The organism is uncultured Microbacterium sp. (genome assembly GCF_937927635.1).
Classification (GTDB): Bacteria; Actinomycetota; Actinomycetes; order Actinomycetales; family Microbacteriaceae; genus Microbacterium.
On sequence record NZ_CALBRW010000017.1, the window covers coordinates 108,891 to 126,557 of the forward strand.

24 protein-coding genes are annotated in these 17,667 nt (G+C 70.1%); 11 read left to right on the forward strand and 13 right to left on the reverse strand.

Translation table 11 applies throughout. The features are described from left to right. Window positions 1-12: 12 nt before the first annotated feature. Both Q0568_RS07110 and Q0568_RS07115 read right to left on the reverse strand, forming a co-directional pair. Complete coding sequence (locus Q0568_RS07110; protein ID WP_298864485.1) at window positions 13-606, reverse strand: TetR/AcrR family transcriptional regulator; 594 nt, start codon at window positions 604-606, stop codon at window positions 13-15. A 65-nt stretch (window positions 607-671) separates the two neighbouring features. Next, entirely contained in the window at window positions 672-1,046 is a 375-nt protein-coding gene (locus Q0568_RS07115; RefSeq protein ID WP_298864488.1) for an SPW repeat protein, read from the reverse strand. Window positions 1,047-1,172: 126 nt separating this feature from the next. Here Q0568_RS07115 and dinB point away from each other — a divergent pair, with 126 nt between their 5' ends. The 3 genes from dinB to Q0568_RS07130 are packed head-to-tail and all read left to right on the forward strand — an operon-like array spanning window position 1,173 to window position 3,346. Then, the gene (gene dinB, locus Q0568_RS07120; protein WP_298864491.1) at window positions 1,173-2,426 is read left to right on the forward strand and encodes a DNA polymerase IV; all 1,254 of its coding nucleotides are present in this window, start codon (window positions 1,173-1,175) and stop codon (window positions 2,424-2,426) included. Between the two features lie 37 nt (window positions 2,427-2,463). After that, on the forward strand, window positions 2,464-2,781 hold the full coding sequence (locus Q0568_RS07125) for a hypothetical protein (protein WP_298864493.1): 318 nt from the start codon (window positions 2,464-2,466) through the stop codon (window positions 2,779-2,781). Further along, window positions 2,765-3,346 (forward strand): hypothetical protein, encoded by a 582-nt coding sequence (locus Q0568_RS07130; protein ID WP_298864496.1) that lies wholly within the window; start codon window positions 2,765-2,767, stop codon window positions 3,344-3,346. The genes Q0568_RS07125 and Q0568_RS07130 overlap by 17 nt, the downstream gene beginning before the upstream one ends. Before the next feature lie 2 nt (window positions 3,347-3,348). Here Q0568_RS07130 and Q0568_RS07135 read toward each other — a convergent pair whose 3' ends face one another. The 3 genes from Q0568_RS07135 to Q0568_RS07145 are packed head-to-tail and all read right to left on the reverse strand — an operon-like array spanning window position 3,349 to window position 4,456. Next, on the reverse strand, window positions 3,349-3,828 hold the full coding sequence (locus Q0568_RS07135) for a DUF2017 family protein (protein WP_298864499.1): 480 nt from the start codon (window positions 3,826-3,828) through the stop codon (window positions 3,349-3,351). Further along, window positions 3,825-4,115 (reverse strand): ATP-dependent Clp protease adapter ClpS, encoded by a 291-nt coding sequence (clpS, locus tag Q0568_RS07140; protein ID WP_298864502.1) that lies wholly within the window; start codon window positions 4,113-4,115, stop codon window positions 3,825-3,827. Before clpS ends, Q0568_RS07135 begins: the two co-directional genes overlap by 4 nt. After that, window positions 4,112-4,456, reverse strand: coding sequence for a metallopeptidase family protein (locus Q0568_RS07145; RefSeq protein ID WP_298865245.1), 345 nt, complete (start codon window positions 4,454-4,456; stop codon window positions 4,112-4,114). The genes clpS and Q0568_RS07145 overlap by 4 nt, the downstream gene beginning before the upstream one ends. Before the next feature lie 133 nt (window positions 4,457-4,589). On the opposite strand from Q0568_RS07145, the gene Q0568_RS07150 reads away from it, so the two are divergent. The 3 genes from Q0568_RS07150 to Q0568_RS07160 are packed head-to-tail and all read left to right on the forward strand — an operon-like array spanning window position 4,590 to window position 7,420. Further along, on the forward strand, window positions 4,590-6,149 hold the full coding sequence (locus Q0568_RS07150) for a glycosyltransferase family 39 protein (protein ID WP_298864505.1): 1,560 nt from the start codon (window positions 4,590-4,592) through the stop codon (window positions 6,147-6,149). Next, window positions 6,142-6,903 (forward strand): polyprenol monophosphomannose synthase, encoded by a 762-nt coding sequence (locus tag Q0568_RS07155; protein WP_298864508.1) that lies wholly within the window; start codon window positions 6,142-6,144, stop codon window positions 6,901-6,903. The genes Q0568_RS07150 and Q0568_RS07155 overlap by 8 nt, the downstream gene beginning before the upstream one ends. Continuing rightward, window positions 6,884-7,420 carry a GtrA family protein gene (locus Q0568_RS07160; protein WP_298864511.1) on the forward strand — a complete coding sequence of 179 codons (537 nt, stop codon included), beginning with the start codon at window positions 6,884-6,886 and terminating at the stop codon, window positions 7,418-7,420. The genes Q0568_RS07155 and Q0568_RS07160 overlap by 20 nt, the downstream gene beginning before the upstream one ends. Here the strand turns inward: Q0568_RS07160 and Q0568_RS07165 are convergent. After that, window positions 7,312-8,721, reverse strand: coding sequence for a HAMP domain-containing sensor histidine kinase (locus tag Q0568_RS07165; RefSeq protein WP_298864514.1), 1,410 nt, complete (start codon window positions 8,719-8,721; stop codon window positions 7,312-7,314). The two genes, Q0568_RS07160 and Q0568_RS07165, sit on opposite strands and share 109 nt — an antisense overlap. After that, complete coding sequence (locus Q0568_RS07170) at window positions 8,718-9,410, reverse strand: response regulator transcription factor (protein ID WP_298864517.1); 693 nt, start codon at window positions 9,408-9,410, stop codon at window positions 8,718-8,720. Before Q0568_RS07170 ends, Q0568_RS07165 begins: the two co-directional genes overlap by 4 nt. A 232-nt stretch (window positions 9,411-9,642) precedes the next feature. Here Q0568_RS07170 and Q0568_RS07175 point away from each other — a divergent pair, with 232 nt between their 5' ends. The 3 genes from Q0568_RS07175 (at window position 9,643) to Q0568_RS07185 (ending at window position 11,940) form a co-directional block, all read left to right on the forward strand. After that, complete coding sequence (locus Q0568_RS07175; protein ID WP_036283758.1) at window positions 9,643-9,972, forward strand: hypothetical protein; 330 nt, start codon at window positions 9,643-9,645, stop codon at window positions 9,970-9,972. Between the two features lie 131 nt (window positions 9,973-10,103). Beyond that, window positions 10,104-10,355, forward strand: coding sequence for a hypothetical protein (locus Q0568_RS07180; RefSeq protein WP_298864523.1), 252 nt, complete (start codon window positions 10,104-10,106; stop codon window positions 10,353-10,355). A 154-nt stretch (window positions 10,356-10,509) separates the two neighbouring features. Further along, window positions 10,510-11,940 carry an ATP-binding protein gene (locus tag Q0568_RS07185; RefSeq protein ID WP_016465073.1) on the forward strand — a complete coding sequence of 477 codons (1,431 nt, stop codon included), beginning with the start codon at window positions 10,510-10,512 and terminating at the stop codon, window positions 11,938-11,940. 40 nt (window positions 11,941-11,980) lie between these two features. Here the strand turns inward: Q0568_RS07185 and Q0568_RS07190 are convergent, their stop codons facing one another. From Q0568_RS07190 to Q0568_RS07200, 3 genes are all read right to left on the reverse strand, one after another. Next, complete coding sequence (locus Q0568_RS07190; RefSeq protein ID WP_033107200.1) at window positions 11,981-12,655, reverse strand: response regulator transcription factor; 675 nt, start codon at window positions 12,653-12,655, stop codon at window positions 11,981-11,983. A 40-nt stretch (window positions 12,656-12,695) separates the two neighbouring features. Next, window positions 12,696-13,328 (reverse strand): VTT domain-containing protein, encoded by a 633-nt coding sequence (locus tag Q0568_RS07195; protein ID WP_016465075.1) that lies wholly within the window; start codon window positions 13,326-13,328, stop codon window positions 12,696-12,698. Between the two features lie 85 nt (window positions 13,329-13,413). Beyond that, window positions 13,414-13,932, reverse strand: a complete 519-nt coding sequence (locus Q0568_RS07200; protein WP_016465076.1) for a PepSY domain-containing protein — start codon at window positions 13,930-13,932, stop codon at window positions 13,414-13,416. Window positions 13,933-14,129: 197 nt separating this feature from the next. Here Q0568_RS07200 and Q0568_RS17190 point away from each other — a divergent pair, with 197 nt between their 5' ends. Both Q0568_RS17190 and Q0568_RS17195 read left to right on the forward strand, forming a co-directional pair. Further along, the gene (locus tag Q0568_RS17190; protein WP_366941372.1) at window positions 14,130-14,468 is read left to right on the forward strand and encodes a hypothetical protein; all 339 of its coding nucleotides are present in this window, start codon (window positions 14,130-14,132) and stop codon (window positions 14,466-14,468) included. A gap of 24 nt (window positions 14,469-14,492) precedes the next feature. Beyond that, window positions 14,493-14,960: a phosphatase PAP2 family protein gene (locus tag Q0568_RS17195; protein ID WP_366941377.1), complete on the forward strand. Its 468-nt coding sequence runs from the start codon at window positions 14,493-14,495 to the stop codon at window positions 14,958-14,960. 394 nt (window positions 14,961-15,354) lie between these two features. On the opposite strand, the gene Q0568_RS07210 is transcribed toward Q0568_RS17195, so the two are convergent. From Q0568_RS07210 to Q0568_RS07220, 3 genes are read right to left on the reverse strand one after another with little or no spacing between them, the layout of a single operon-like run. Then, complete coding sequence (locus Q0568_RS07210) at window positions 15,355-16,815, reverse strand: multicopper oxidase family protein (protein WP_123046344.1); 1,461 nt, start codon at window positions 16,813-16,815, stop codon at window positions 15,355-15,357. Beyond that, window positions 16,815-17,105 (reverse strand): SHOCT domain-containing protein, encoded by a 291-nt coding sequence (locus Q0568_RS07215; protein WP_016465079.1) that lies wholly within the window; start codon window positions 17,103-17,105, stop codon window positions 16,815-16,817. Before Q0568_RS07215 ends, Q0568_RS07210 begins: the two co-directional genes overlap by 1 nt. Before the next feature lie 43 nt (window positions 17,106-17,148). Then, on the reverse strand, window positions 17,149-17,550 hold the full coding sequence (locus Q0568_RS07220) for a DUF302 domain-containing protein (protein ID WP_016465080.1): 402 nt from the start codon (window positions 17,548-17,550) through the stop codon (window positions 17,149-17,151). Between the last annotated feature and the right edge of the window lie 117 nt (window positions 17,551-17,667).

Below are 17,667 nucleotides of genomic sequence, written 5' to 3' on the forward strand. Positions count from 1 at the left end.
TCGCGCTGCTGTTCAGGACGCCATCGTCGTGGACAGCAGCCCGACGCTCAGCAGCCGCGCGATGGCGCGGAGACTGGCGGCCTCGTGCAGGTGGCGACGGTCGGCGGATGACGGTTCCAGCGGCCTCGCGGTGATGGTGGCCGACCAGGCCGCGGCTGCGGCGCGCAGCGCGTGCACGTCGACCGTGCCGGGCAGGCTGGCCCGCAGCGCGCGCTCGATCGCGTCGTGCAGTGCGTGCCGGTAGCGCGTGAGGACCTCCCGCACTTCGGGCCGGATGTGCGCCTCGTGCCAGACCACCTCGCGCAGCACGGCGGACGCCGCGCGGTCGCCGAGCACCCGGTCCGCGACGTTGACGAGAGTCTTCACGGGATCACCGGGTGCGATCAGCGTCTCCGGATCCAGCGCCGTGCTCAGGCGCTCCGCGAGAAGCGCCGTGAGGATGTCCTGCTTGGTGCGGAAGTAGTAGAACAGCAGCCCCTTCGGCACGCCGGCGGCGTGGGCGAGGCGTGCCGTGGACGTGCCGTCGAACCCGTGCCTGGCGAACAGCACCTCGGCGGCGTCCAGGATGCGACTTCGCGCGTGAAGGCGGTCGGTGTCGTCGGCCATCGGGACCCTCCCAAGATGCGGGGCGGCGGTCTCCCGTCGCCCCGGCTTCTGATTCGCTGAGCAGTTCAGGCGTGCGCGGCGCGGTGCCCACCGGGCATCGCGTGGTGCGCCTTCTCCGCGGGCGCGAGGGCCCACAGGCCGGCGATCACTCCGACGGCACCGCAGATCCAGGCGGTCCAGGCGGGACCCGCCGAGCCCGCGAACGATCCGAACCATGGCGACAGGAACAGCAGCGCGCCGATGACGGCGACAGCCCATTCCATGGACACCATGCCCGGCATCGCCAGGCTCCACACTCCAGCGGCGATCATCAGGATGCCCAGCACGACCATCATCGAGATCGTCGCGCCCGTGCGCGGCGTCGTCCAGCTGCTCGCCAGGGCGGCGTACAGTCCGGCGGCGACGGCCACCCAGTCCTGCCAGCGTGTCCACCTCTTCATTGAACTCATCCTCCTTGCAGAAAGAATGGCTCCCGAATCGGGGGTCGATGCCAGTGTACGTCGAGTTTTGACCGATCGGTCAAGAATCTGCGAACGGATGTCGGCGGCCTCGACGAGAATGGGGGGATGGGACGCGGTGACGGATCGGGGCGCATCGTCTCGCGCGAGGGTGCGGACGACACCGGCACGGGCATCCTGCACGTCGACATGGACGCGTTCTACGCGTCGGTCGAGGTGCTGTACGACCCGTCACTGCGCGGCCTGCCGCTGATCATCGGGGCGCCCGACGGCCGCTCGGTGGTCTCCAGCGCCTCGTACGAGGCGCGCCGGTACGGCGTGCGCAGCGCCATGCCCGTGTCGCAGGCTGTCCGGCTGTGCCCGCAGGCCCGCATCGTGCCGCCGGACTTCACCAAGTACCGTGCCGTCTCCGAGGCCGTGATGGACGTGTTCCGCAGTGTCACCCCGCTGGTGGAGCAGCTGTCCATCGACGAGGCCTTCCTCGACGTGCGGGGCGTGCGTCGGCTGTGGGGGAGTCCGGGCGAGATCGCCGTGCTGCTGCGTCGTCGCGTGCGCGACGAGGTGGGCATCACCTGCAGTGTCGGAGTCGCCGCCACCAAGCATGTGGCGAAGATGGCCTCCACGATCTCCAAGCCCGACGGGATGCTCATCGTGCCCGCCGCGCGCACGCAGGAGTTCCTCGACCCGCGGCCGGTCGGCGCCATCTGGGGCGTGGGGCCGAAGACCGTCGAGACGCTGCAGCGCCGCGGCATCCGACTCATCCGCGATGTGCGCGAGACGCCGCTGGAGTCGTTGTCGCGCGCCGTCGGACCCGCTCTCGCGCTGCGGATGCAGCAACTGGCCCGCGGCGAGGACGCCCGCGCTGTGCAGACCGCGCGCATCGAGAAGAGCGTCGGTCACGAGGAGACGTTCGAGGTGGATGTCACGGATGCCGCCGTGCTGCGCGCAGAGCTGCTGCGGCTGTCGGATCGCGTGGGTGCACGCCTGCGGTCATCAGGCTGGCAGGCGGGTGCGGTGGCCATCAAGATCCGGTTCGCGGACTTCTCGACTCTCACCCGCACCACCTCGCTTCCCGAGCCGACCGAGGTCGGCCAGCGCATCGGCGACACCGCGGTGGGTCTGTTCGATCAGCTGGAGCGTCGTGACCCTGTGCGCCTGGTAGGCGTGCGCGCCGAGAAGCTGCGCGAGTCGGCGGGCGGGGCACTGGCCCTGTGGGACGACGACGAGGATCAGCGCCGGCTGGAGGGCGCGCTCGACGACGCCAGAGCGAGGTTCGGTGCGGGCATGATCACGCGCGCGCGGCATCTTGGCCGTGCGGGAGATCGCGGCAGTGACCAGCCGCGTCCGTTCGGACGGGAGTGAACCGCGCACGGGCCGCCGCCTGGACTAGCGTTGAGGGATGCCGAACATCGCACTGGAGTTGGGAAAGCAGTCCGTGGCCTCCGGAATCGGACGCGCCTACGGCGACGCCATCGACGTGGACGGCGTGAGCGTCACGCCGGTCGCGCTCACGATCAGCGGCTTCGCCGGGGGCAAGGCGGATGCCGGAGAGGGCGGCACGGGCGGCGGTGCCGCGATCCCGCTGGGCGTCTACGTGCGGCGCGAGGAGGGGCTGCGGTTCGAGCCGAACATCGTCACTCTGCTGGCGGTGGCCATTCCGTTCGTGTGCGTGACCGGTCGAGCGCTGACCCGCATCATCCGTGCCCTCAAGAAGTAGCGACCCGTTCGGCGAGGTGCTCGCCGCGGCCATCGAGCGCATCTGCGCGGCCGTCGTCGCCACTTCGACGTCGAACCCGGTCGTGATCATCGACGGGCGCAGCGGTGCGGGCAAGACCAGCCTCACGGAGCGCCTGATCCGCGCCTGGCCGCTGCGCACGCCCGTCCAGCTCGTGGCACTGGACTCGGTGTATCCCGGGTGGGACGGGCTCGAACGGGGCGCCGAGACGGTGCGGCAGTCCGTGCTGATCCCGCATGCCCGGGGGGAGCTGGGCATCTGGCGGCGATGGGACTGGGAGCGCGGTGAAGAGGCCGAGGCTCACGCCGTCGACCCGGCTCTGGGTCTGGTGGTCGAGGGCTGCGGTGCGCTGACCGCGACCCCCGCTCGCCTGGGCGACGTGACGGTCTGGGTCGACGGCCCGAGCGACTCGCGGCGCAGGCGTGCGCTGGCACGCGACGGCGACGGATTCCGTCCCTATTGGGACATGTGGGCCGAGCAGGAGGAGGCGCATATCGCGCAGCACCGCCCGCAGGAGCTCGCCGACGTCGTCGTGCGCACGCCGTAGTCTCAGGCGTCGTGGCGGTCGGCCAGCTGCACCAGCAGCTCGAGCCGATAGCCGAGCCAGTCGTAGGTGCCGAAGCGCGGATCCTCCTGGTCGTGCGCGTCGTGCCGGCCGATTCCCAGACGGGTGGCCAGCACCAGGCGGATGCCGGACAGCGTGCGCAGCCACGGATCCAGGTCGGCCGCGGAGATCTCGATCGTGCGGGTCTCCAGATCCGCGCCGGCGGGGCTCTCGAAGCCCTCCAGCGCGGTGCGCACGGAGAGCGCCTCGGCCAGGCGAGTGTCCAGCAGGTCCTCGCGGGTGCTGGTCCGGTACTCGTCGGCGGCGTCGCGGTCATCGGGGTACGGGTCGGGCGCGAGCCGGTTCACACCGGCATCCTTCGCATCGCGCGGGCCATCGAGCAGGGCGACGTACTCGTCCACGATGGCGAGCAGGTGACGGCCCTCGACCTCGGCGAAGTCGATCGACAGGGGAGCACCGCTCACTGATCCGCCCTCCGCACGGTCGCCCACAGCCCGAACCCGTGCATGGCCTGCGCATGCATCTCCATGGTCTCGCGCGGCCCGGTCGCCACGATCGCGTGACCCTCGTTGTGCACGGCCAGCATGAGTCGCTCGGCCTTCTCCTTCGGATACCCGAAGTAAGTGCGGAAGATGCGTGCCACGTAGCTCATCAGGTTCACCGGGTCATCCCACACCACCAGCTGCCACGGCACCAGGGGAGCCGCGGTGAGCTGCTGGTCGATGACCGGTGTCGCACGGGGCGTGCTCATGCCCACCCCAGCTCGTGCAGCTGCGCGTCGTCGATGCCGTAGAAGTGGGCGATCTCGTGCACGAGGGTGGTGTGCACCTCATCGCGCAGCTCGTCCTCGTCGGCGCACGCCGCGAGATGCGCACGGCGATAGACCACGATGCGGTCCGGGAGCTCTCCCAGGCCGTACTGATCCCGCTCGGTGAGCGACGTGCCCTCGTACAGGCCGAAGAGATCCTCGCCGTCCTCCGGCTCGTCCTCCACCACGAACACGACGTTCTCCAGGCCGTCGACCATCTCATCGGGGAGCCGGTCGAGCTCATCGATCACCAGCTGTTCAAACGCCTCGGCGTCGAGCTGCATGCCCGTTTCCCGTTCGATGTCCACGTCTCGATGCTATCCACGTGCGGGTTCGCCCGGCGTTCGTGTGAGGACTCTCATATGCGCGGCGCCGATTTCATAGCATCCGCTGAACGTGCCCGGCTTGGCTCGTCTCATGGTCATCACACAGCAGCGCCCGATGGGCGGCAGCGACACGGTTCCACGGGGCCGCGCGGGGATGCGGCGGTTCGCCGTCCCCGTGGGGGTCGGTGCGGCCGTCGCGCTCGTCGACTACATCGGCGCGGGCATCCCCTCGTACTGGGGGGACGAGGCCGCCAGCGTCATGTCCGGACAGCGTTCGCTGCCCAGCCTGCTGCAGGAGCTCAGCGCCGTGGACGCCGTGCACGGGCTGTACTACATGCTGCTGCACGTGTGGATGTGGGCGTTCGGCACGGGGGAGTGGGCGACCAGAGCGCTCAGCGCCATCGCGATCGGCGCCCTCGCCGCCGGTGTCATCACCCTGGGATCGAGGTGGTTCGACCGCCGCACTGCCATCATCGCGGGCGTGCTGGTCGCCGTCATCCCGCGCGCCAGCTCGCTGGCCATCGAGACCCGCGGGTACGCCATCACGGCGGCTGCCGTGGTCTGGCTGACGGTGCTGTTCACGCATCTGCTGCGCAGCGATGCCTCGCGCAGACGCTGGATGCTGTTCGGCCTGGCAGCCGGGGTGCTCGCGTGGTTCTTCCTGTACCTGCTGCTGGTTCCGCTCGCCCTGTGCGGCCTGCTGCTGCTGTTCCCGCGTCTCGCATCGCGACAGGCGCGGAGGACGGATGCCGCCGAGCTGCGCCGGCGCATGGCCGTCGCCGCGGGCGGAGCACTCGTCGGGGCTCTCCCCATCATCACGCTGGCCGCACTCCAGCGGAACCAGGTGAGCTTCCTCGCTCACCGCGGCTACGTGTCACCCAAAGGCATCCTGATCACGCCGTGGTTCTCGAGCCTTCCGGTCGCCGTCGTCCTGTGGGCGCTGATCGTGATCGGAGCGGTCGTCGCGCTGCGGGCGGCCGGTCAGCGCGCGACCGCGCTGCTGGCTCTCACCTGGCTGGTGGCACCCGCCCTCGCGCTCCTCGCCGTGGACGTGCTGATCTCGCCGACCTACAACCCCCGGTACCTGGCCGTGAGCCTGGGCGCTGTGACACTGCTGGCCGCGCGGGGCTTCACCGGCATCCTCGATGGCGTCGCGAAGCGCGGACGTGCACTGGTGCCCGTCGCCGGGCTCCTCCTGACCGCGCTCGTGCTGGGCGTCACGATGCCGCAGTACCTGCACGAGCGCACGCCCTACGCGAAGGACGGCGGCGCCGACTTCCGATTCGCCGCCGAGGCGATCGGGCAGCACGCACAGGTCGGCGACACCGTGCTGTTCGGAGAGGGCCCGCGCCCGTCCCGCACCGCGCGGCTGAGCTTCCGGCTCTATCCGCAGGACTTCGCAGGTCTCCAGGATCCGCAGCTCGTCACGTCGTACGACCAGCGCGCGGGACTCTGGGACCAGCTGGCATCCGTCTCCACGATCGCGCCGGAGCTGCACGAGAACACCGTGTGGCTGCTCGAGTCGAAGGGCGCGAGCACGGCATCCGCTGATCAGCGCGCCCTGCGCAGCAGCGGCTACACCCTCTCGTCGACGCAGCTCGTGCACCGCATCACCATCTACGAATTCACCAAGGGAGCTCACCATGAGTGACAAGACCGTCGTCATCCTGCCGACCTACAACGAGGCCGAGACCCTCCCGGGCATGATCGATCGACTGCGCGCAGCCGCCCCCGAGGCCGATCTGCTGGTGGTGGACGACTCCTCTCCCGACGGGACCGGCGCGCTCGCGGATGCGATCTCGTACGCCGACCCCGCCGTGCACGTGCTGCACCGCACGCTCAAGCAGGGTCTTGGGCCCGCCTACCTCGCCGGATTCAGCTGGGCGCTGCGGCATGAGTACGACGTCGTGGTGCAGAGCGATGCCGACGGTTCGCACCGTCCCGAGGACCTTCCCGCGCTGCTCGCCGCGAGTCGGGATGCAGACCTCGTGATCGGCTCGCGCTGGGTGTCGGGCGGCTCCGCTCCGGGCTGGGCATGGCAGCGGCTGCTGCTGTCGCGCGCGGGCAGCGCCTACGCCGGCATCATGCTCGGGCTCACGCAGCACGACATCACCGGCGGCTATCGGGTGTTCCGTGCGGATGCACTGGATCGCATCATCCGGGCGGGCATCAGCAGCAAGGGGTACTGCTTCCAGATCGAGATGCTGGATCGCGCGGTCGCGGAGGGCGCGCGCGTGGTCGAGGTCCCCATCACCTTCGATGTCCGCGGGGGCGGGGAGTCGAAGATGTCGGGGCGGATCATCGTCGAGGCGATGCGCCAGGTCACGGCCTGGGGCTTCGCCCGGCTGCTGCACCGGCGCCCGGCGGTGTTCGAGGAGGCACCCCGTGAGCACGCTCACGCCTGAGCGTCCCGCGCTCCGGGAGCGCGGACGTGCGCTGATGACCCAGCTGGTGCGCTTCGGCGTCGTCGGCGGGATGGGCTTCATCGTGGACGTCGGCGTCTTCAACCTGCTGCGTGCGCACACACCCTTCGGCTGGGCCTGGTGGCCGGTGGCTGCCAAGGCGATCTCGACGGTGCTGGCGATCGCCGTGAACTGGATCGGCAACCGCTCGTGGACGTTCAAGGAGCACCGCCGCTCGGACACCGGCCGGGAGGCCGCCGAGTTCCTCATCGCCAGCCTGATCGGCGGGGGAGTGTCGCTGCTGTGCCTGGTCGTCTCCCGCGACGTGCTGGGGCTCACCAGCGCGCTGGACGACAACATCTCCGCGAACGTCGTGGGTCTGCTGCTGGGATCGGCGGTGCGGTTCTGCGCCTACCGCTGGTGGGTGTTCGGCGATCGGCGATCGGATGCCGGGCGTGAGACGGGCACCCGGATGCCGACCTCGGCACCGCGCGACGGCGCGGAGGAGATCGTCGCCTGACCGCCGGCGAGCTGCGCCACCCTGGCGACGATGGCCAGGCCCAGCCCGCCCCCGGCGTAGTCGGATGTCTCGCTGCGGGTGAACCGCTCGAACGCGCGGTCCGTGATGAGCGGATCGAATCCGGGGCCGTCGTCGGACACCAGCAGTTCGAGTCCGTCCTGCTCCTGTCGCAGTGCGACTCGCACATGCACCGGTTCGCCGGCGGCGGCGGCGCGCAGCGCGTTGTCGACGAGGTTGTCGACGACGTGGCCGATGCCGGCGGCATCCAGGCTCGCCGTGGCGTCCGGCGTGAGCAGGGCGATGTCGAGGTCGATCTCGCCGCGGAGCTCGGAGGAGGGCTCGGCGAGGTGCCAGCGGAGGCGATCGACGCGCTCCGTGACCTCCTCGGCGAGCACGCGCAGCGACGTCCGCTCCGGGGCGGATCCCGCTTCGATGCGCGAGAGTTCGAGCATGGCCTGCGCGAGACGGATCAGCCTGTTCAGAGTGGCGCGCGCCTGCCCGAGCAGCTCGCGATCGGCATCCGGATCGGCGCCGTCCACGAGCTCCAGCTGCGCGCGCAGCACGGCCATCGGATTGCGCAGCTCGTGGCTGGCATCCGCCACCATCTGCTGCTCACGAGCGCTGGCGGCGCGGACGTCCTCGATCAGCCCGTTCAACGTGCGCGCCAGCGCATCGATCTCGTCGCCGGTGCCGCTGACCGGCAGCAGACCCGTCTCCCCGCGCTGCAGGGCGAGGTGCTCGGCGCTGCGGCGCAGGTGCTCCACCGGACGCAGCGCCGCCGTCGCGACCGCCCAGGCGCCCGCGGCGAACAGCACGGCACTGGCGATGAACAGGGTCCACAGCAGGGCGCTGACGCCGGAGACGATCCCGGCGGCGATGTCGCTCTCCCGCGTGACGAGCACCTTCCACGAGCCCTGCGGTGTGTCGACGACATCGACGTAGACGTAATAGGTCTCGCCGAACCGGAACTCGCGCAGCGTTGGCCCCGGCTCGGTGAGCTCGTCCAGGTGCTCGGCGAGGTCCTTCGGCAGGGTATCCATGCGCACCGCCCCGTCGGGTGCGATGATCGCGACATGCTGGTCGACCCCTGGCTTCTCGAACGGCTCAGCGGGATCCTCCTTGATGATCCCGCGATAGACCTCGGCGATGCCGTGCAGCACGGCCTTCTCGCGCGACACCGCGATGCTGGAGATCTGGGCGTACACGGCCGTCCCCGCCGCCAGCACGAGGACGATGACGACGGCGGTGGAGCCGATGATGATGCGCGCGCGGATGGAGAGCCGGCGCAGCATCCGCATCATCGGTTCTCCTCGGTGTCGGCACCGGTCGCCAGCACGAAACCGACGCCGCGGACGGTCTCGATGCGCACGCCCGATCCGGCGTCGGCGAGCTTGCGCCGGACGTAGCCGACGTACTGGTCCACGACGTTCGAGGCGAAGTGCGGGGAGCCCCACACCTCGGTCAGGATCCACTCGCGCGTGAGCGTCTCATCGGGGCGCTCGAGGAAGGCGCGCAGCAGGTCGAACTCACGTCGGCTGAGCGGCACGTCGGTCCCGCCCACCTGCGCGGCGGCACCGTCCACCGCCACCGTGATGTCCCCGACTTCGAGCAGTCTGCTCTCCAGATGATCGCGGCGGCGCAGGGCGCGGAGGCGTGCGAACAGCTCCGGGAACTCGAACGGCTTGATGAGGTAGTCGTCCGCGCCCGAGTCCAGCCCCCGCACCCGGTCTCCCACCGCGTCCCGGGCGGTGAGCAGCAGGATGCCGGTGCGGGGATCGTCGGCGCGCAATCGCGTCGCGAGCTCGAATCCGTTCATCCCCGGCAGATTGACGTCGAGGACGGCGAGGTGGAACTCCTCGGTGCGTGCGGTCAGCAGGGCGGCGATGCCGTCTCCCACCGCCGTGACCTCGTACCCCTCCCGGCGCAGATGACGCGCGATGAGCTCGGCGAGCTGGGGCTCGTCATCCACGACCAGAACACGCGTGACCACAGGGCGAGTCTAGATGCGAGAAGCCCCGGCATCCGGATGCCGGGGCTTCTCGTCTCATCGACCTCGCGAGTCGAACGGACTCGATCGCTGGTCTTCCTTGGGGTGCCTGGATAGCACGTTCGGCAACTCCGCCCCCAAGACGAAGACCCTCGTCACCCGCATGAATCGTGGGGTCTACGAGGTCTCGCGGCGTCCCCCGCTCAGCGCTCCGAGGGACGATCGGGGGCCAGTCGTGAGGACTGTCGAGACGGCTCAAACTTTTCTGACCGCTGCTGAGGTCGACGCTCTCATCGGCGACTACCTGGGCGGGATGGGCGTCAAGCAGCTCGCGGAGCGGTACGGAATCCATCGTGCCACGGTGTTCTCCCACCTCCGCCGCCGGAACGTGCCGAGTCGTCGGCCGGGGCTGGGCCTCGACGAGAAGGCGGAGGCCGTGCGGCTTGCGCGAGCGGGAGTCTCGATGCGGGCGATCGGTCGCCGGATGGGTGTCGACCGCAAGGCCGTGCGAGCGGCGCTGGTCGAGGCTGGGCTCATCGTGGACGACGCCAGCGACGGTGCATAGCGCACCTCCGCGCCGCTGATCCACCGGGGTTGCCGGCGCACCTCGTCGGTGACGAACGCCGAGAGGAACCGGCGAGGCCGAGCTTGAGTGAACTGGCGACCGACGAACAAACCGCGCGAATGGTGCTGTCTATGCTCGTCGAACCCAACGATCCGGACGGGCCACATCCTGGCTCCCCCGGAGCTGCCGAGACGCTCTGGCTCGCCGAGTGCGATGGAGCGGTGGTGAGCCTCAGCGCCGTGGATGCGCAGGTCTGGCGCGCCCGTTTCAGCGCACCGGAGGCGAAGGACGTGGCTATGAGCATCGCCCAGGTTCAGCAGTCTGACGTCCGAGCGCCGTCTCGATCGTCGACGCCGATTCGGGACCGGATGAGCTGGACCTAGCCGCAACCGACTACGAGGTGCCCGCGTCCATTGGCTGAGCGGCACGGCGGACCGCTGCCGATCCGGGCCGACCTGGCCACCTGAGAGCGCTCTCAGGCGCGAGCACACCGCTGAATCGGCTGGGATATCGTTCGGCCATGGCAAGGGCGGAGCGATGAATCACGGCACCAGCACGAGCTCGTCTCGCGCGCCGGAGCCGCTGCGCGGCGTCATCGGGGTTCGAGCCCGAGCAGCGCTGGCCGCCACCATCATCGTCGCCGTCGCGCTCGCGCTGGGTTCGGCGGCGCTCGTACTGCTGCTGCGGCGCTCGTTGAGCGCGAGTGTCGAGGCGTCGGTGCAGGACCGCGTCGAGGAGGTCTTCGTCGAGCTCGAGGCGATCCCGGCTGGAACGAGCGCCGACGCGCTGGCGCGGTCGCTAGGGTCGACCGCGCAGAGCGCGTCGCGCCAGGGCACGGTCGTGCAGATCCTCACCGCCGACGGCGACGTGGCGAGCCAGTCGGCCGACCTGGAAGGTGAGCCTGCGCTCGGCCAGCCCCTCGACCCCGCCGACGGGATCGTCTGGGACGATGCGACGCTGCCGGTGGAGGAGGAAGAGGCGTACCGAGTCGCGCGCGCCGCCATCGGGACGCCGACCGGGACGTACACCGTCCTCGTCGCGCAGTCGCTCGAGTCGGTGGACGAGAGCACGGCCGCAGTGCTGCCGCTGCTGGCGATCGGCTACCCCATCCTTGTGCTCGTCGTCGCTGTCTCGACGTACTGGCTCGTTGGTCGCTCGCTGCAGCCGGTGGAGGCCATCCGTGCGAAGGTGGCCGCGATCGGCGGACGGCAGTTGACCGAGCGCGTGCCCGTCCCCGCGGCGCAGGACGAGATCGGCCGGCTGGCCGTGACGATGAATGGGATGCTGGGGCGGCTGGAGGCGGCTCAGCTCTCGCAGCGGCGGTTCGTCGCCGACGCCAGCCACGAGCTGCGCAGCCCGATCGCCACGATCAAGGCGATGGGGGAGACGGTCGTCGCCCATCCCGACGGGGCGCTCTCTGGGACCGCCGCGGAGGCTTTCGTCGAGGAGGCGACACGGATGGAGCGGCTCGTGAACGGGCTGCTGCTGCTCGCCCGAGCTGACGAGCGGGGGCTCGCCCGAGAGCAGCATGACGTCGACCTCGACGATCTGCTCGCGGCCGAGCGCGACCGCATCCGCTCCACCACCGCCTTGACGGTCGAGGCGAGGATCGAGGCGGTGCGCGTCTCTGGGTCGTCGCCTCAGCTGGCCCAGGCCGTCCGGAACCTCGTCGACAATGCCGTGCGGCACGCGCGCGAGGTGGTGGCGCTGAGTGTGCGAGCCGAGGCCGGCATTGCCGTCATCGAAGTGCGCGACGACGGGCCGGGCATCCCCGCCGCCGACCGGGAGCGCGTGTTCGACCGCTTCGTGCGGCTGGACGAGAGCAGGGCCCGCGACGAGGGCGGCACCGGACTCGGCCTCGCGATCGTCAAGGAGATCGTGCTCGCTCACGGCGGCAAGGTCGAGGTCGTCGACAGCGGCACCGGAGCTGCGCTGCGCGTCACGCTGCCGCGGCAGCGCGAGGCGTGACGCCGGGCGTGACGACGCGGACGGACCCGGACTCGAGAGGTCAGTCCCGAGCTATGAGTCGATAGCCGACACCGCGCACCGTCCTGATCGATGTGCGTCCGAACGGCTGGTCAATCTTCTTCCTTAGGTAGCCGATGTAGACCTCCACCACGTTGTGGTCGCCCTCGTAGGCCGCGTCCCAGACCGCCTCCACGATCTGCGTCTTCGTGGCGACCTCGCCGGGGTGCCGCATCAAGAACTCGAGCAGCCCGAACTCCCGCGGCGTGAGCGCGATCTCCGTCCCGCCGCGCTCGACGCGGTGGCGCACCGGATCCAGCGAAAGGTCGCCCACGCTGAGCGCGACCGGCCGCTCCGGCGCGCCGCGGCGCACGAGCGCTCGCAGCCTCGCGACGAGCACGATGAACGAGCACGGCTTGATCAGGTAGTCGTCGGCACCCAGGTCGAAGGCATCCGCCTGGTCGTATTCTCCGTCCTTCGCCGTCAGCATCAGCACGGGCGTCCAGATGCCGGCTGCGCGCATGCCCTCGCACACCTTGTAGCCGTTGAGGCCCGGCAGCATGATGTCCAGCACCACGACGTCGTACTGCTGCTCCTTGGCCTTCCACAGTCCGTCGATGCCGTTGTCGGCCCAGTCGACGCTGAACGCCTCGGCGATCAGCCCGTGTCGGACCGCCTCGGCCAGCCGTCGTTCGTCCTCCACAAGCAGCACCCGCATGCGTTCCATTGTGACTGCCGCGCTCCACTCCCGTGGTCGTTCAGTCCGCGTCGCGCAGGCGTGCCGCTCGGCGAGCGCGCACCACCTCGATCACCAGCGGGACGACAGAGATCGCGACGACCGCAAGGGCGATGGCGTCGACGTTGTGCGCGACCCGCGGCACGCCGCCGAGCCACCGCCCGGCGAGCACGGCGATCGCGACCCACGCGACCGCCCCGAGCACGTTCCAGAGGACGAAGGTGCGGTACGGCAGGCGGGACATTCCCACGACCGGTGGAACGAAGGTGCGCGCGATCGGCACGAAGCGAGCCAGCACGAGCGCTCTCGCGCCGTGCTTGAGGAAGAACGCGTCCGCCTGCTCGAGATATGAGGACTTGAGGATCCTCGCGTCAGGCGAGAACAGCCGCCGACCGTAGCGCCGACCCAGCAGGTAGCCGATCTGATCGCCGGCAATGGCTGCGGCCGCCGCGACGACCAGCACGAGCGGGATGGGAAGGCCGAGCTGCGGGCTCAGCAGTCCGGCGGCGAACAGCAGGCTGTCGCCCGGCAGGAAGGGGAACAGCAGTCCCGTCTCGACGAAGATGATGGCGGCGAGGGCGAGCAGCACCCACGGCCCTGCTCCGGTGAGGAGCGAGACCGGGTCGAGCAGGCCTGCGAGGAAGACGTCGGGCACGTGTGATTCTCCTGATTCATCGGACTGACGCTGAGCGTGCGACAGCGCCGGCGGAGCGCGTTGCTCCGCCGGCGGTGGTCGGGGGTCAGGTGTTGGGGTCTTCGGCGCCGTTCTCGCCCGTCTCGTCCTGCTGCTCGGTGCCGTTCTCGGTGGCCTCGTCGGTGCACTCGGGCTCGTCAGCCTCCTGCGCGAGCACGCTCGCGTCGCCGGCGTCGACCTTGACCTCGATCACGGAGCCGTCGGCCGCGGTCACCTGGACCTCGTAGACGACGTAGCCGTTCTCGTCCTCGAGCGTCGCGTCGCCGGCGGTGCCGGGCACCGCTGCGAGCGCTGCTGCCGTCGCCTCCTCGGGCGTGACCGTGGCGAGGCTCTGCAGGCTCGCGGCCTCGTCGGCCTCGGACAGCTCCGTGTCGGTGCCGTCGGGGGAGGTCGCGTCCTGCGGCGCCTGCACGGTGCCCGTGTACGACGGTTCCTGCTCGTCGGTCGCCGAGGACGACGGCTGCGTGCTGTCGGGGTTCGCCGCCATGGCGAGGCCGGCTCCACCGAAGGCGAGCGTCGTGGCGATGATGCCGGTCACGGCTGCCTTCTTCTTGAGGTTCTTCATGGTGCGCTCCTGTTCGGTTTCCGAACCCTTGCCGGTCCGGGCCGACCCGGTGATCGAGTCGATGTGATGAGACTCCCGGTCCGGCACTGTGGCGACTCTGAGACCACCTGAGAGCGCTCTCAGGTGCGAGCGCCGCAGGCGTGCTCGATCGGGAACGCCGTGCCAGGATCGCTCCAGGCCGGCGGACAGGAGCATCGATGCAGCGGGATCGCGAGGACCCGAAGCAGACGGGTCCCGACGCGGAAGTCGAGGTCGAGCGCCACCTGGGCACGAAGGATCTGACCCGTTGGCCGTCGCGCGCCGGCCGGGTCGGCGCTTTGATGGTCCACCGCCTGAGCGAGCTGCTCGGGCCTCACGCGGCTCTCGTCCTCATCCTGGCGGTCGGCGCGGTGGTCGCAGCGCTCGCGACGCTCGCGGCGGCCTGGGTCTACGACGCGGTGACAGAATCCGACGGCGTCGCAGGCTTGGACCGTCCGGTGCTCGCGGCGTTCGTGACGGTTAGGTCGCCGTGGCTCGATACGGCGGTGACGTGGTAAACGAACATCGGCGGCGTGATCGTGATGCCGATCATCGCCGTGCTCGCCATCGTCGTGCTGACGCTGCGTCGCCGCAACTGGGCGCCGGTTCTGATCATCGGGGCCGCGGGCGTGGGATCGCTGCTGATGACGGTCGTCGGCAAGGGACTCGTCGCGCGGGTGCGGCCGGGGTTCAACGACGCCGTGCCACCGTTCGAGCATTCGCCCTCGTTCCCAAGTGGGCACACGCTCAACGCCACAGCGATTGCGGGCGCGATCGCCTACATGCTGCTCCTGCGGCAGTCGAGCCGTGTCGTCCAGGTCGCGACCATCGCCGTGGCCGTGGTGTTCGCCGTCAGCATCGGCATCAGCCGCATCTACCTCGGCCACCACTGGTTCACCGACGTGCTCGTCGCATGGATGTTGGGAGTGGGCTGGCTCGCGGTCGTCATCACCGCGCACCGGCTCTATCTCACCGCGCGGCATCGACAGCAGACAGCCCTTGCGACGTAGCGCTCGCGCACCCGTTCGGCCTGCTCGGGCGTCAGCTTGCAGGGGATGTGTGCTGAAGTGCCCGCGTCCGTCGTCGGGTAACGAAGAAGGCGCGGATTGCGCGCCCGTCGTCATCGTGGCCGAGTTGTGCAGCCAGTTCGGCGGGGGGTCATGGGCATGGCATGCGCTGAGGGTACCCCGCGAAGGGCTGCACGCTCGAGAGCTGGCCTCGGTGCCCTGTAAGCGTGCTGGGCAGGCGCTGATGAGGGAGCCCACGCAAGTGACTGATTGGAGAGTGGGGACGGAAATAGGTCCGTCGCCCACCGGACTTGAACTGGTCGAACGCTCCGGCTATCGATCGACTCGTCGTCTTCGGTGAGGTAGCGAACCTCGGTGTCCAGCAGCTGGCCGCCGCTCATGCAGCCTTGACCGTTCCCATCATCCCTAGGTCCTCGTGATCGAGGATGTGGCAGTGGTAGACCGTGAGGCCCGTGAACCGTGCGAAGTCGATGCGCACCACGACCGAGCCCTGAGCCGGGACGTTCACGACGTCCCGCCACTGGGTGCCGTCGATCGCCGATCCGTTCACCTGGATCAGCTGCATCGGCCAGACGTGCAGGTGGAACGGATGATCCATCGGCGTGGGGTTGCGGATCGTCCACTCCTCCACGGTCTCCGCGCCGACGCGCTGATCGATGCGCCCCGCGTCGAATGCGCGCCCGTCGAAACCCAGGGCCATCATCCCGCCCTGCTGCGGCATGCCCATCCCCATGGTCATGGTGAAGGAGATCTCGCGCAGCGCGTCGGGAGTGCGGGAGCGCAGGTCGGCGTCGGGCGCGCGCGGGGGCACGGCGGGCAGCACCGCGGCGTCGGGCCCGCGAACTTCGACGAAGGCGAGCAGCGCCGGGCCGGAGGAGCTGCCCCCGCCGGCCATCATCCCGCCCATCATGGCGGCGCCCCGGTCGTAGCCGAGTGTGCGCAGCTGGGCACTTCCGGCCTGCATCGTCACCAGGAGATCCGCCCTGTTGCCGGGAGCCAGCAGGACCTCATCGACGGCGCGGGGCCGCGGTTCGTGCCCGGAGTCGATGCCCAGGAGCTCCAGCCGCTGACCAGGCAGCGCGAGTCGGAGGTAGCGCGCCGTGCAGGCATTGACGATCCGCCAGCGCTCCCGCTCCCGCGGCCGCGCGACGATCTCGGGCAGCAGTTGACCGTTGACCATCAGGAAGTCGCCCTCCCGGCCCATCATGCGATCTGCCTCCGAAGCGGCAGCGACGGCTCCGCCGGCGAACGAGATGTCCGAGATCACGAGCACCCGCTCGCGGGCGACCGGGAGCGCGTCGCCTTCGACCACGATGGCACCGAAGAGGCCGCCGAAGATCTGATCGGCGACGTTGCCGTGGTGGTGGGGGTGATACCAGAACACGCCGCTGGGGTGGTCGGGAGGAAGGTCGAAGCGGTAGTCGAACACCTCGCCGGGTGCGAGGCTGATGAGGGGATTGTCTCCGTTCCCTGTCGGGGAGACGTGGAGCCCATGCGTGTGGAGATTGGTCGGCTCGCGAAGACGGTTCTCGAGGCGGACCTCGATGCGGTCGCCCGGGCGCACGCGCCACGTCGAGGCCGGGACGCTGCCGTTGTAGCCGAGCACGAGCGCCCTGCGGCCGGCTATCTCGTTCTCGTGCTCCGCGGCGACCAGCTCGGTGCGGAGCACGCCCCCGCGGCTTCGCAGCGAGCTCGGCTCGGCCAGCGGCCCGGAGGGCGTTGCATCGGGCGAGGTCCAGGGCAGACCCGTGCTGCTGAGCCCGAGCCCACCGACTACCACGCCCGCGGCGCCGCAGGCGCCCAGCAGCAGAGCCTGGCGGCGGGTGATCGGCTCCATCAAGGAGCGTCGCGCAGGCGTGCGACTCGCTCGTCGTACTCAGCGTGGTCGATCTCGCCACGCGCGTAGCGCTCGTCGAGAATGGCGCGCGCCGATCCGCCTCGCGGCTCCGGTGGCCGGTGGCCTCCGCGGTTCAGACCGCCGGTCGCGAGCCGCACCGTCAGGACGACGAGCGCCGCGATGCCCGCGATCATCAAGAGCAGGAACACCCACCCCATTCCGGGGCCCATGCCGCCCCAGTTGCCCATGCCGCTCCAGTTGCCCATGCCGCTCCAGTTGCCCATCAACATGCTTCGACCTCCCCGTTCTCGTGCTTAAGGCGCAGTCGCGCCGTCACTCGTTGCCGCTGCCGACTTCGGCCAGCGCTGCGCCCAGGCGGTCCGCCGCTTCGTCTGCGACCGCTCGCAGCGCCTCGTTCCCGGTGACGCCGACCATGACCTTCGGGTCGAGCGCCTCGACGACCGACGTACCGTCGCCGGCGTCGCGCACCGTGACGTTGCAGGGGAGTAGCAGTCCGATGGACTCCTCCGCCTGGAGCGCGCGGAGCGCGAGCGGAGGATTGCACGCGCCCAGGATCACCTGCGGGGGCATGTCGACATCGAGCTTCGCCTTGAGCGTCGCCGCCATGTCGATCTCGGTCAGCACGCCGAATCCCTGCGTGGCGAGCGCCGCGCGGATCGCGGTGACCGTTTCGTCGAAGGGGAGGGCGACTGTCGTGGTGATGCCGTAGCTCATGACTTGCTCCAAGCGACTCGGGGCGGGCGGGAGTCGGCCGAAGGCTTGTGCCGGCACGATCCGCGGTCCCCGCTGATGCATCCAACTATACCCCCAGGAGTATTCGAGAACAAGAGT

Excerpts from the sequence above, each read along its gene's own strand:
- Q0568_RS07125 (WP_298864493.1), top strand. The coding sequence starts at position 2,464 with ATGCCGAACATCGCACTGGAGTTGGGAAAGCAGTCCGTGGCCTCCGGA.
- dinB (WP_298864491.1), top strand. The coding sequence starts at position 1,173 with ATGGGACGCGGTGACGGATCGGGGCGCATCGTCTCGCGCGAGGGTGCG.
- Q0568_RS07220 (WP_016465080.1), bottom strand. The coding sequence starts at position 17,550 with ATGAGCTACGGCATCACCACGACAGTCGCCCTCCCCTTCGACGAAACG.
- Q0568_RS07145 (WP_298865245.1), bottom strand. The coding sequence starts at position 4,456 with ATGCAGCTCGACGCCGAGGCGTTTGAACAGCTGGTGATCGATGAGCTC.
- Q0568_RS17195 (WP_366941377.1), top strand. The coding sequence starts at position 14,493 with ATGCCGATCATCGCCGTGCTCGCCATCGTCGTGCTGACGCTGCGTCGC.
- clpS (WP_298864502.1), bottom strand. The coding sequence starts at position 4,115 with ATGAGCACGCCCCGTGCGACACCGGTCATCGACCAGCAGCTCACCGCG.
- Q0568_RS07110 (WP_298864485.1), bottom strand. The coding sequence starts at position 606 with ATGGCCGACGACACCGACCGCCTTCACGCGCGAAGTCGCATCCTGGAC.
- Q0568_RS07150 (WP_298864505.1), top strand. The coding sequence starts at position 4,590 with ATGGTCATCACACAGCAGCGCCCGATGGGCGGCAGCGACACGGTTCCA.
- Q0568_RS07185 (WP_016465073.1), top strand. The coding sequence starts at position 10,510 with ATGAATCACGGCACCAGCACGAGCTCGTCTCGCGCGCCGGAGCCGCTG.
- Q0568_RS07190 (WP_033107200.1), bottom strand. The coding sequence starts at position 12,655 with ATGCGGGTGCTGCTTGTGGAGGACGAACGACGGCTGGCCGAGGCGGTC.
- Q0568_RS07165 (WP_298864514.1), bottom strand. The coding sequence starts at position 8,721 with ATGATGCGGATGCTGCGCCGGCTCTCCATCCGCGCGCGCATCATCATC.
- Q0568_RS07180 (WP_298864523.1), top strand. The coding sequence starts at position 10,104 with ATGCTCGTCGAACCCAACGATCCGGACGGGCCACATCCTGGCTCCCCC.
- Q0568_RS07115 (WP_298864488.1), bottom strand. The coding sequence starts at position 1,046 with ATGAAGAGGTGGACACGCTGGCAGGACTGGGTGGCCGTCGCCGCCGGA.
- Q0568_RS07210 (WP_123046344.1), bottom strand. The coding sequence starts at position 16,815 with ATGGAGCCGATCACCCGCCGCCAGGCTCTGCTGCTGGGCGCCTGCGGC.
- Q0568_RS07215 (WP_016465079.1), bottom strand. The coding sequence starts at position 17,105 with ATGTTGATGGGCAACTGGAGCGGCATGGGCAACTGGAGCGGCATGGGC.
- Q0568_RS07200 (WP_016465076.1), bottom strand. The coding sequence starts at position 13,932 with ATGAAGAACCTCAAGAAGAAGGCAGCCGTGACCGGCATCATCGCCACG.
- Q0568_RS07155 (WP_298864508.1), top strand. The coding sequence starts at position 6,142 with ATGAGTGACAAGACCGTCGTCATCCTGCCGACCTACAACGAGGCCGAG.
- Q0568_RS17190 (WP_366941372.1), top strand. The coding sequence starts at position 14,130 with ATGCAGCGGGATCGCGAGGACCCGAAGCAGACGGGTCCCGACGCGGAA.